This window comes from Fibrella musci (genome assembly GCF_041321105.1).
GTDB classification, from domain to species: Bacteria; Bacteroidota; Bacteroidia; order Cytophagales; family Spirosomataceae; genus Fibrella; species Fibrella musci.
The window spans coordinates 38,228-50,555 of the sequence record NZ_JBGGWD010000003.1 but is presented as its reverse complement, the minus strand read 5'-3'; the positions used below and the strand labels follow the sequence as shown (position 1 = coordinate 50,555).

The 12,328-nt window shown below is 51.5% G+C and carries 11 protein-coding genes; 5 read left to right on the top strand and 6 right to left on the bottom strand.

All coding sequences use genetic code 11. The features are described from left to right. Window positions 1-45: 45 nt before the first annotated feature. From ACAW74_RS10120 to ACAW74_RS10105, 4 genes are all read right to left on the bottom strand, one after another. Window positions 46-1,131: a M20/M25/M40 family metallo-hydrolase gene (locus tag ACAW74_RS10120; RefSeq protein ID WP_370698078.1), complete on the bottom strand. Its 1,086-nt coding sequence runs from the start codon at window positions 1,129-1,131 to the stop codon at window positions 46-48. A gap of 68 nt (window positions 1,132-1,199) precedes the next feature. After that, entirely contained in the window at window positions 1,200-2,300 is a 1,101-nt protein-coding gene (locus tag ACAW74_RS10115) for a glycosyltransferase family 4 protein (protein ID WP_370698077.1), read from the bottom strand. 8 nt (window positions 2,301-2,308) lie between these two features. Then, window positions 2,309-3,310, bottom strand: coding sequence for a glycosyltransferase family 2 protein (locus tag ACAW74_RS10110; RefSeq protein ID WP_370698076.1), 1,002 nt, complete (start codon window positions 3,308-3,310; stop codon window positions 2,309-2,311). A gap of 67 nt (window positions 3,311-3,377) precedes the next feature. Next, entirely contained in the window at window positions 3,378-4,526 is a 1,149-nt protein-coding gene (locus ACAW74_RS10105; RefSeq protein WP_370698075.1) for a glycosyltransferase, read from the bottom strand. A 137-nt stretch (window positions 4,527-4,663) separates the two neighbouring features. On the opposite strand from ACAW74_RS10105, the gene ACAW74_RS10100 reads away from it, so the two are divergent. From ACAW74_RS10100 to ACAW74_RS10080, 5 genes are all read left to right on the top strand, one after another. Continuing rightward, complete coding sequence (locus ACAW74_RS10100; protein ID WP_370698074.1) at window positions 4,664-6,379, top strand: GMC oxidoreductase; 1,716 nt, start codon at window positions 4,664-4,666, stop codon at window positions 6,377-6,379. Window positions 6,380-6,476: 97 nt separating this feature from the next. Next, window positions 6,477-7,757, top strand: a complete 1,281-nt coding sequence (locus ACAW74_RS10095) for an AAA family ATPase (protein ID WP_370698073.1) — start codon at window positions 6,477-6,479, stop codon at window positions 7,755-7,757. Beyond that, entirely contained in the window at window positions 7,757-8,437 is a 681-nt protein-coding gene (locus ACAW74_RS10090; RefSeq protein WP_370698072.1) for an RloB family protein, read from the top strand. Before ACAW74_RS10095 ends, ACAW74_RS10090 begins: the two co-directional genes overlap by 1 nt. A gap of 99 nt (window positions 8,438-8,536) precedes the next feature. Continuing rightward, a complete protein-coding gene (locus ACAW74_RS10085) occupies window positions 8,537-10,171 on the top strand; it encodes an ABC-F family ATP-binding cassette domain-containing protein (RefSeq protein WP_370698071.1) in 1,635 nt (544 codons plus the stop codon). A 106-nt stretch (window positions 10,172-10,277) separates the two neighbouring features. Continuing rightward, window positions 10,278-10,721 carry a peptidylprolyl isomerase gene (locus tag ACAW74_RS10080; RefSeq protein WP_370698070.1) on the top strand — a complete coding sequence of 148 codons (444 nt, stop codon included), beginning with the start codon at window positions 10,278-10,280 and terminating at the stop codon, window positions 10,719-10,721. A gap of 285 nt (window positions 10,722-11,006) precedes the next feature. Here the strand turns inward: ACAW74_RS10080 and ACAW74_RS10075 are convergent, their stop codons facing one another. Further along, window positions 11,007-11,441 (bottom strand): hypothetical protein, encoded by a 435-nt coding sequence (locus tag ACAW74_RS10075; protein WP_370698069.1) that lies wholly within the window; start codon window positions 11,439-11,441, stop codon window positions 11,007-11,009. A gap of 241 nt (window positions 11,442-11,682) precedes the next feature. Next, window positions 11,683-12,243 carry an aminoacyl-tRNA hydrolase gene (gene pth / locus ACAW74_RS10070; protein ID WP_370698068.1) on the bottom strand — a complete coding sequence of 187 codons (561 nt, stop codon included), beginning with the start codon at window positions 12,241-12,243 and terminating at the stop codon, window positions 11,683-11,685. Window positions 12,244-12,328: the final 85 nt, after the last annotated feature.

The window sequence follows — 12,328 nt, the reverse complement described above, 5'->3', positions numbered from 1 at the left end:
AAGCTTGCGCCAGCCAACGTTAGACGTTAAACTGGAAACGTCAAACTACTTAATGTACCGGAAATCTTCATCGCCTTTCAGCGCTAGTAGTACATCGTACATGAGCCGGATGACGCCCTGCACATCTTCCTGATGCACCGTCTCCACGGTGGTATGCATGTATTTCAGCGGCAGCGAAATCAGTGCCGACGCCACACCTTCGGCCGCGTAGGCAAACGAATCGGTGTCGGTACCCGTCGACCGGCTCACGGCCTGCCGCTGAAAGGCAATGCCTTGTTGGTTGGCCACGTCGATCATGAAATCGAGCAGGTTGTTCTGCACGGCGGGGCCGTAGCAGAGTACCGGGCCGTCGCCGCATTTGAGGTCGCCCTGCTCTTTCTTGTCGTACTTCGGCGATTGGGTGTCGTGGGTTACGTCGGTACAAATCGCCAGATCGGGGCGCAGGCGGCGGGCGATCATTTCGGCCCCGCGCAGGCCAATTTCTTCCTGCACCGCATTGACGATATACAGCGTGTAGGGGAGTCGAATGCCGTTTTCTTTGAGCTGTCGCGCTACTTCGGCGATCATGAAGCCACCCATGCGGTTGTCGAGCGCACGGCCCACGAAATAACGCCCGTTCATCTCGGTGAGACCATCGACAAAGGTGCAGACCGTTCCCACGTGAATGCCCATGTCGAGCACTTCCTGCTTGGTAGCGGCACCCACGTCGATGAAAAGGTCGGTTACTTTAGGGGCTGTGTCTTTGGCCAGATCACGCACGTGGATAGCGGGCCAGCCAAAGACGCCTTCAACGACGCCCTGTTTCGTATGCAGGTTGACGCGCATCGAGGGGGCAATGACAGCGTCGGAACCCCCATTGCGGCGAACAAAGAGATAGCCATCGTCGGAGATGTAGTTCACAAACCATGAAATCTCGTCGGAATGGGCTTCGATCACCACTTTATAGGCCTTGTTGGGTGAATCGTCGGCACCGTGAATAATGCCAACGGCAGTACCGTAGGTATCTACGATGTATTCGTCGATGTAGGGCTTCAGGTAATCAAGCCAAATCTGCTGCCCCGACGACTCAAAGCCGGTAGGGGAGGCATTGTTCAGGTATTGATACAAAAAGGTTTTGCTGTGTTCGGTCATAGGATGGATCAATTCATCGGTGATCGTTTATCTGGCCTGATGGCTAGTAGAAGCCATTGGTTGATGGACTACAAATTAAAAATACGGCAAAAGTCATCGGCTCGATTAGCGACCGAAAACTGACTGGCATGCGCCTGACTCGTGGCCGCCGAAACGGGCAGCGAACCATCCATGATGTCCCGCATCAGCCGGGCCAGATCGGCCGGGTTGAAACTGGCTACGACACCACCCATACCCGGCTGCACAAACTCCGTTACGCCACCCGAATCGAAGGCAGCAATGGGCTTACCCAGCGCCGCCGCCTCGATCATCACCACCGGGTGCGGATCTTCGCGCGAGGTCAGCACGAAGCCGTCGGCAATGTTGAGGTAGTCGAAGTAATCGCTGGAATGCTCACCCAGCGCCAGATAGCGCAGGTTTTCGTGCTTAACCCGCTGCTCGACATAGACCCGCAGGGCACTATCGCGGGGTTTGCCCAGCCACACGAGGTACGCGTTAGCGGGTAGATTGGTCAGAATGTCGGGCACCAGATCGTAGCCTTTCCGTAGCGATTCGGTCCCCGACATCAGCCAGACGAAGGCGTCGTCGGGCAGGCCTACTTGCCGTCGTAGCGCCATCCGGTCCTGACGTACCTGAATCTTGCTGTGGTCGACAAAGCTGTTGAGGAGTGCCGCCCCCGGAAATCCAATCTGAGCAATCCGCTGTTGTACTATGTTTGAACAGCCAATGAGCCGGGTCGCGCCCGATAGCATCGCCAGAAATTCGTCGGCTTTCTGTTCGTCGAAGGTAGAGGTAAGCTCCTGGAAGTGAACGACGTAAGGGACACCCAATTTACGGGCGATGCCCGCTACGTCAGCCTGAATAGCAGTGTTCAGGTACCAGAGGTCAGGTTTGATTTCGCGGTGGTAGCGTAGCAGGGCCTCGTAGACCGGAAGCGTACCGGTGGCTTTAACGTAGACACCCTCGTAAAATGAGTTGAGAAACGACTGCTTTTGGGGGAAAAACTGGTTGGGAAAGCTCACTTCCTGCTGTTGCTGCTTCAAGGCACCCGCTTTTCGGGAAAACCAGGCTACGGATTTGCCGCGCTTGTGAAGCTCCTGCATCAATTGCCAGATCAGAATTTCTGAGCCGGTAAAACCACCATGCGGCGTGATAAAAAGTATTTTCATGTAGGACGTTACACTTTGTAAAAGCCGGGGCGGTTGAACAGAATCTTCCAGAAAAAGCGTGAAAAGATCCCCACCTGTTTGGCAAAGGCTGTTTGATTACTTAACTCACTAAAAGGCGGTTTGCGCTGTTTCAGGTTGACGCTAATTTTCCAGATGTACAGAATCGGAACGAGCGTATAGTAATGAGCCATCAACAACAAAAACGAGCCAACGCCATACTGTTTCCGTATCCAAAGTAGATTGGAAAGTTGTAGCTGCGTCTTGAATCGGTTGATATAACTCAGTTCCTGTACCTGGTAGCTTTCCGAACTGCCATACTCCAGGTGCACGAAAAAGCCATCGCGCAGCACCAGCATGCGCCCCTGTTTGCCCAGTCGGTAACTCCATTCCACGTCTTCACCGTAGAGGAAGAAGTTTTCATCCATTTTACCCGCTTTGTCGATGGTACTCCGGCGGGTCATCAGAAAAGCACCGATAATCCAGTCGACCTGGTTGGGATCGTCGAAATGCGGGTCGGGGAGGCGGCGTTTGAGCCAGCCCTGTAGTTTTTGCGGAACGATGTAGCTAAATCGGAGCAGGTCGTTGAACCAGCAGTACATCTGGTCGTGAACCTTTCCCTCCCGGTTGATCTGCATGGCCCCCACTGCGGCTACGTCGGCCTGCTCATCAAGAATGCGCACAGCTCGTCCAATGAGGTTATCGATCAGGAGCGTGTCGGAATTGAGTAACAGGATGTGCCGCCCCCGGGCATTGTCGATGCCTAAGTTGTTGGCCCGGCTGAAACCGGCGTTATAGCCCATGTCAAACCAGCGAATGGCTGGAAACCGTTCGGCTGGGTACGTTGCCCGCACAATCGCTTCACTATTATCCTCCGACTGGTTGTCGATAATCAGCACCTCAAACTGCACGTCACGCGTGTGTTCGTACACCGAACGCAGGCAGTCGACAATAAGATGGGGCGTTTTGTAATTGACAATCAGAATCGACAGGTCGGGAGCGACGTTGGGCATAGCTAGCAACAAATGACCGCAAAAGTAGGTCCATCAGCCGGAAGCGCCAAGTCAGAGTCCGAGGCCCTTACACTTCGCAGGCTACAGTGTTGGTGGCGGTAGGGGCCGTTGACCAGCTTGCCAGAATCTTTTCCTGCCATGGGCCAATCTGCGCGTTGACGCTGTATCCGTCGCTTTGGCTGATGAGCAGTTCCTGATCATAGGCGTCGGGGTGATCCATAACGCGCTGCATGGCCTCAATAAAATGCTGAGGGGTGCTTAATGACACAAGTTCGCCCATACCCGGCTGAATAAACTCAACCGCACCGACTTCTTCGGAGGCCACAATGGGCTTGGCCAGACTGGCAGCCTCAATCATAACAAGGGGGAAGGGGTCTTCGCGAGAGCAAAGCAGAAAGCCATCCGACAACTGAATGTAGTTGTGGTAATCGGTTGTTTGCGGTGTCAGCAGCGTTACGTTAGAAAGTTCGGCCAACTGTTTCTCTACCAGGTACGTAAGCCCCGAATAGCGGGTATAGCCCATCCAGATAAAATGGCAGGGCTGATGCTGAAAATGCCGGGCAATGGTCGGCAGAAAATCGAACCCTTTCCGGTGCGTAGGGGTACCGATCATCAGCCAGACGAACGTGTTGGGGGCTAAGCCGAGGTTGGCTCGTAGCTTATGGGCTCGGTTTAGACTGACGTGTTCGCGACTGGGATTGATAAGGCATTTCTGCCGGACCACGTTGGTGGCCCCCATAGTCCGGGCCAGTTTGCAGATCTTGTCGGTCACGCCAATGACCAGGTCGGCCTGCTGCATGGCCAGGGCCATATCCTCATACGAACTGGCCTCATAGATGGAGTTGAGTTCGTGAATGTGCACCACCGTTTTGACCCCTAACTTTTTAGCCAGCGGGATCAGGTAAAACATCAGGATGGTATTGAGGTACCAGCAATCCGGCTGCACCTGACGGTGCATCTTAAGGATAGCCTGCTCATTGGAATATAAGCCAATCTGCCGGACGGCTTTGTGGGTCAACCCTTTTAATCCACCTTGCAGAAAGGGCGATGTATAACTGGCAATATCGGCAGGAACAGACGACAACAGTGGGCCCGAACGTTCGCAGTAAAGGGCTGCCTTCAACTGCTGACGATCAAAGTTTTTTAAAAAACTCCATAAGAGTACCTCCGAGCCGGTCAGTGTACCATGTGGCGTGAAGAAGAGAATTTTTTTCATAACAGCGATACACGCCAATGTAAATTCAATGCAAAAATATAAGCATAGATAGGCAGAGTATTGATGAAGTAAGCATATAGACGTTCATAAATTTGACTTTTCTTGGTCATATTCACCGTTCCCCAACTGTTCGAGCCATGCACACTCAGCCAATTGCCGACCCACTTGTCCAGTATGATGCCATTGTTGTCGGGTCAGGGATCAGCGGTGGCTGGTCGGCAAAAGAGTTGACTCAGAAGGGATTGCGCGTGCTGATGCTGGAGCGGGGGCGGATGATTGAGCACGTGAAAGATTACCACACGGCGACGATGACGCCCTGGGAGTTTCCGCACCGGGATCGACAGATGCCCGCCGACCTGCTCAAACATTATCCGGTTCAAAACCGCACGGGCTTCACCATTACGGAGTCGACACATCACCATTTCGTCAATGATCTGGAGAATCCATACGTCGAGGAAAAACCCTTCGACTGGATTCGGGGCTATCATGTGGGGGGTAAATCGTTGATGTGGGGGCGGTATTCGTTCCGCTTCTCCGACCTCGATTTTGAAGCCAATCTGCGTGACGGGATTGCGGTCGACTGGCCCATTCGGTACAAAGACCTGGCCCCCTGGTATGATTACGTTGAGCGCTTTGCCGGGATCGCCGGTAACCGCGATGGGCTGCCCCACCTGCCCGATGGTCAGTTTCAACCGCCCTTGCCCGACGCCTGCATCGACGCGCACTTCCGGCAATCGGTCAACAGCCAGTTTTCGGACCGGAAGGTGATTTCAGCGCGGGCGGCTCACCTCACGGCCCCCACCAAAGAGCAGCAGGCACTGGGGCGGGCCAAATGCCAGTTTCGGAATCTATGCATGCGGGGCTGCCCATTCGGCGCCTATTTCAGCACGCAGTCGGCTACGTTGCCCGCCGCTCGAAATACAGGCCGACTCACGGTGCGACCGCATTCGATCGTCAATTCGATCATTTACGACGAACGTACCCGCAAGGCCACCGGGGTACGTGTCATCGACGCGCAGACTAACGAGTGGATCGACTTCAAAGCCAAGCTGATTTTCCTGAACGCGTCGGCACTGGGCTCAACCTTCATTCTTCTTAACTCCAAATCGAACCGGTTTCCCAACGGCATGGACGATAGCGGGCAACTAGGCCACAACCTCATGGATCACCATTTCCATGTGGGGGCGTCGGCGGTCTGGAATGATGCTGCCGACAAAGCCTATTTCGGGCGGCACCCGGCGGGGTTGTACATTCCGCGTTTCCGCAACGTAGGAGCCGACAAACAGGCATTCAAGCGGGGCTATGGCTTCGAGGTCTATACAGGTCGGCAAAATTGGGAGCACAGCTTCGGCGACGAGGGATTTGGGGCCGATTTCAAAGCAAAAGCTACTCAGTTTGGCCCCTGGACCATCACACTCGATGCGTTCGGTGAGTGCATGCCGTATTACGACAACCGAACGTACCTGACCGACGAGGTCAACGACAAATGGGGGCAGCCCGTGCTGAAAATGGATGTGCATTACCGCGACAACGAGCGCCTCATGCGGAAAGACGCCCAGGAACAGGCGTTATTGATGCTCGAAAAAGCGGGTTTTTCCAACATCGAAGGGTTTGATGCGCCTGCGCACCCTGGCCTGAGCATCCATGAGATGGGTACGGCCCGTATGGGGCGTGATCCTAAAACGTCGGTCTTCAACGGGCACAATCAGCATCATGTAGTCAAAAACGTGTTCAATACCGACGGAGCCTGTATGACTTCATCGCCCTGCCAGAACCCATCGCTTACCTACATGGCCATGAGCGCCCGCGCCGCCGATTATGCTGTGCGCGAGTTGAAAGCCGGTCGATTATAGAAGATTGGCTTAAAATCGTCTATTGGCGAGAAGATTTCTCATAAACGGACGATTTTGCGTACTTCTGCGTTACTTGCACACAATCAAGAGCGGAGTTATGCTGATCGAGTTTAGTGTAGGAAATTACTTGTCGATAAAAGACAAGCAGACGTTACGGATGGATGCCTCGTCCATTACGGAATACCAGGACCGCCTGATCGACGCGGGGCGTTACAAACTGTTACGCTCCGCGGTGATTTATGGGGCCAACGCCAGCGGTAAATCAAACGTACTGAAGGCAATGGCGACCATGCGGCAGATCATCACGACCTCCGCTGCTCAATCGTCCACGGCTACGATTCCAGTCGAACCCTTCTTGCTCAGCACAGAAACTGAACACGCCCCTAGTTACTTCGAAATGCTGTTCCTGCTCGACGGGGTACGTTACCGGTATGGGTTTGAAGCCGACGCCGAGCGCGTTCATGCTGAGTGGCTATTCGAACAGAGAAAGCTGAAAGAGAAAGCTTTATTCGTTCGTGAAGGCGAATCAATAGAAGTAAGTACATCTTTCAAGGAAGGTAAAGGGCTAGAAGGGCGTACCCGCGATAATGCTTTATTTCTAGCTATATGCGACCAGTTTAACGGGGAAAAATCTACTGAAATTATCATGTACATATCAATGATTTTTTCTTTGTCCGGAACCAAACATGAACACTACAGAAAACTCCTAGCCAAACTTTTAGAGATCGAAGAATATAAAAAAATATTTATACAAATTATGCAGTATTCTAATTTTGGATTTAAGGGAATGAAGTTTAAGGTTTCCAAAGACAAAATTGAAAGTAAAGTCAAGGTAGATATAGAACGGCAATCTGAAAATAATCCTGATGGGATTGACTTTGATGATTTTATGTCAACTATTGAAACTGTTCATGAGAAATTTGATAACAATAAAGTGAAGATAAGTAGTATATTATTTGATCTACACAATAATGAATCAGAGGGAACAAAAAAGTTTATAGATATATTGTCAAATATAGTAATATGCTTGTTAGATGGATACCTTGCAATCGTAGATGAATTGGATGCCAAAATGCATCCTTTATTGACAAGTAAGATAGTAAACCTATTCAATGATCCTGAAACTAACCCTAAAGGGAGTCAACTTATTTTTGCCACTCATGATACCAATCTGCTGAGTTACGGACAGTTTAGGCGAGATCAGATTTATTTTACGGAAAAAGATAAATACGGGGTGACAAGCCTATATTCATTAGTCGATTACAAAGAAGAAGACGGCTCGACGGTGAGGAAGGATCGGTCCTTTGAGAAGGATTATATTCAGGGTCGTTATGGCGCGATTCCATACATTGGTGATTTCTCAAAACTGTTTTCGTAATGGCTCGGAAATCTACGATCAATACGAGCCGATTCGCCAGGCAGGAAACACCACGTGGGAAAGCAACTAAGTCGATACGAAAGTTTTTCCTGATCGTCTGCGAAGGGGCTAAAACGGAACCTAATTATTTTGAAGGTATCAAGAAAGATCTGCCGCCAAACGTAGTTCGTGTCGCCGATTTCAAAGCAGCCGGAACGGGTAAGAATACGCTGTCAGTCATTGATGAAGCAGAACGACTTTTAGAGCAACATAAAAAATCAGGTTCGACACAGCCGATTGACGAAGTGTGGGTTGTCTTTGATCGGGATAGCTTTCCGAAGCAGCACATAAATGCTGCAATCACACAAGCTGTGCAGAAAGGTATGCACTGTGCCTGGACCAATGAGGCATTTGAGCTTTGGTATATTCTGCATTTCCAGCTTGTTGAGCATGCCATGAGTCGAAATCAGTATCAGAAAGTTATTGAACGAGAGTTGACACGCTGCCTGGGTAAACCTTATAAATACCAGAAAAATAGCGAAGCGATGTTCGCGCTGTTGATGCAACATGGGGACATTGAACAAGCCATCAAGCGGGCGGAACGACTAGCAGAATCATTTGGTGATCGTACCGATTATGCTGACCACAACCCTAGGACAGAGGTGCATCGCCTGATCAAGAAGCTACTTCAGTTTAAGTGATTGGGCCGATTATAGCATGATTGAATGGGGGCGGGTTACTCCCCTTTCCCGGTAAAAATTCGTACCTTTGCGGCCTGAATTCAGCCACAACGTATACGAATGGTATCAGTATCGAACGTCTCGCTGCGCTACGGCAAGCGCGTGCTCTTCGACGACGTCAACATAAAATTTGCCCCCGGCAACTGCTACGGCGTGATCGGGGCCAACGGAGCCGGTAAATCAACCTTTTTGAAAATCCTGTCGGGCGAAATTGAACCGCAGACGGGCAACGTCAGCATTGGCACCGGCGAGCGGATGTCGGTGCTGAAACAGAATCAGTTTGCCTTCGATGAATTCCCCGTGTTACAAACGGTGATCATGGGCAATCAGCGCCTGTACGACATCATGCAGGAGAAAGACGTGCTGTATGCCAAAGCCGATTTCTCCGACGCCGACGGCGAACGGGCGGCCGAGCTGGAAGCCGAATTTGCCGAGATGAACGGCTGGGACGCTGAGTCAGACGCCGCCTCATTGCTGTCGGGACTGGGTATCCGCGAAGACCTGCACTACACGCTCATGGGTGACCTCAACGCCTCCGAAAAGGTGCGCGTGCTGTTGGCGCAGGCCTTGTTTGGCGACCCCGACATTCTGCTGCTCGACGAACCGACCAACAACCTCGACGTTGAATCAAGCATTTGGCTGGAAGGGTTCCTGGCCAATTTCAAGAACACCGTGATCGTGGTATCCCACGACCGTCACTTCCTCGATCAGGTGTGTACGCACATCGTGGACATCGACTTCGCGAAGGTGAAGATGTATGCCGGTAACTACACGTTCTGGTACGAGTCGAGCCAATTGGCCCTGCGTCAGCGTCAGGATCAGAACAAGAAGGTCGAAGACAAGCGGAAAGAACTGGAAGAATTTATCCGGCGCTTCTCGGCCAACGCGTCGAAGTCGAAGCAGGCAACAAGCCGGGCCAAGTTGCTCGAAAAACTCACGATCGACGATATTCAGCCGTCGTCGCGGAAGTACCCGTACATCCACTTCAAACCCGAACGCGAACCAGGCGATCAGATCCTGACGGTTGAAAACCTGACGTATACGGGCGAGGATGGGCAGAAGCTGTTCGAAAACGTGTCGTTCTCGATGGGGCGGCAGGATAAAATCTTCCTGTACAGCCGCGACAGCCTGGCCGTTACGGCCCTGCTCGATATTCTGGCGGGTGTGAAACAGCCCGACTCAGGTACGTTCAAATGGGGCGTTACGATCACGAACTCGTACTTCCCCAACGATACAGGCCGCGATGCCTATTTCCAGGATGTCGACCTGAATCTGGTCGATTGGCTGCGTCAGTTCTCGGTTGAAAAAGACGAGAGCTTCATTCGTGGCTTCCTGGGCCGTATGCTGTTCTCGGGCGAAGAGTCGCTAAAGAAAGCCACGGTACTGTCGGGGGGCGAGAAGGTACGTTGTATGCTGTCGAAAATGATGCTGTCGGGCGCCAACGCCCTGCTGCTCGACGAGCCAACCAACCACCTTGACCTCGAATCGATCGAAGCCGAAAACCGGGGGCTGATCGAGTTCAAAGGCCCAGTGCTGTTCTCGTCGCATGACCATCAGTTTGTGCAGACGATTGCCAACCGCATCATCGAGCTGGCCCCGAACGGTATGCTCGACAAACTTATGACCTACGACGAGTTCATCTCCGACCCGCGTGTAAAACAGCAACGCGAAGAACTCTACGGACAAACTGTTTAACTAAAATTCGTTTGACGTTTCGGGTTTAAGGTCTGATGTTTCTGATACACGAACATGCCGCGTCAGCAACGTCAAACCTTAAACCCGAAACGTCAAACTTCCTTCTATGAAAGCAATAATGAACACCGACCGGGGCTCGATGACCATCGAATTCTTCGAGAAAGATGCACCTGGTACTGTTGCCAACTTTGTTAAGCTAGCCAAGTCGGGCTTTTACGATGGCGTGTTGTTTCACCGCGTCATTCCGAATTTCATGATTCAGGGCGGCGACCCCACCGGTACGGGCGCGGGTGGCCCCGGCTACAGCATTCCTTGTGAACTGACCGGCGACAACCAATACCACGACCGGGGTGTGCTGAGCATGGCGCATCGGGGCCGCAATACGGGTGGCTCGCAGTTTTTCATCTGCCACAACCGTCAGAATACCGCCCACCTCGACCGGAACCACACGGTGTTTGGCAAGGTGACGGACGGTATCGACGTAATTGATCAGATCAAACAGGGCGATAAAATCCAGTCGATCCAGATCACGGAAGAAGCCGCAGCCTAGGTACGTTGTTCTAGCCAATAAAAAAGGGATACAGCCTGGCTGTATCCCTTTTTTATTGCTGGGTACGTTGCCGGTGTGTACCGGTTAGCTGGTTTGGTTTGCCTGCGGCAACGTACCTGAAGTTGCCTATGCAATAAATAGAAAGGGTTCAGTTAAAAAGAAAGAGCCAGATCATTGACCTGGCTCTTTACTGACTATTCCTAAACCCTTAACCTTTTCTACATGAAAAACTAACTTAAACCCTTTCTTGTTCCAAGAACCCAACTAAATCAGTAGAATTTTTAACTACTCATTGTCAGGCAGTTGCGGCTGATCGGCGCTCACTGTCCAGAAATAAGTAAGTATCCGGACGGTATTGTTCGCTTGGGCCAGCCACTGTGTGGCGGTTGCGTCGGTTAGCTTAGCCAACTGACCCGTCACCTTAGACGAAGCTTTCAAAAAGTTGTCACGCTCGGCAGCTGATAAGCTCAGTACCGATACCGGATTCTGGTTGTACATCGACACGACGTTCATGTACGTTTGCCATTCCGGCTGACGAGTAATCCGGTAGGCCTTCTGCTCGATAAACGACGCAAACGACTTTTCCGAACCATTAACTAGCAGCGTTCCCGCCGCCTTGCTAGCAGCTGGGCTATCATCAAAAATGGTGGTAGCCGCGCTTGCCGATGCTGTGATTCCTAATCCTAGAATCAACGATGCAAAGATAACACGCGTTTTCATTGTATTGTTCTATTTTCCTTTTGGTTAAAGAACACACAAAGATCTATCGAAGTTTGAAAATTACAAAATCCCAATAGGTGCGTAGTAGAATATTGTTCTGAAATAAGCTACTGTTCAGGCTGGTAAAGAGTTATTTTTTGTCTAAAATAGCTGTTAAGGTAAAATATTATATGGGTCATTTAAAAATGTTCATGTGGTTTGTACTTTTTCAAGAAAATCGAAAGTTCTTTATTAAGTACAATCATTGGTTGTAATTATTCATCGTCTGCTGTATGCCCATAGTACAAAAACTCACGGCCATTTCGCCAGCTCGGTCCAAAACCGCCGGAAGTTCGCTTAACTCAGGCTCAGGAAACTCCCCCAACACAAAGTCGACCTGGCGGCCACGGGCAAAATCATTGCCGATGCCGAAGCGAAGCCGGGCATATTGTTGGGTGCCCAACACCTCATCGATATGGCGCAGGCCGTTGTGCCCGCCGGGCGAGCCTTTGGGTTTGAGGCGCAGCTTGCCGAAGGGTAAGTCTTTGTCGTCGGTGACGATGAGTACGTTTTCCAGCGGAATGTTTTCCTGTTTCATGTAATAGGAAACCGCCTTGCCGCTGAGGTTCATGAACGTGGTGGGCTTAATCAGGAACAACTGCTTGCCCTTATAACTCCACTTGGCCGTGTAGGCCAGCCGGTTCATGGTAAAGGAAAAACCATGCTGGGCAGCTAGCCGATCCAAAACCATAAAGCCCGCATTGTGCCGGGTAAGTGCATATTCGGGGCCGATGTTGCCCAGGCCCACAATCAGGAATTTCATAGCAGCTTGTCAAAAAAGCGCTGACCGTAGCGTCCTGCGTCTGGCGGCGGACGTTACGGTTAGCGGTCTCTTGGTCTTATTTACC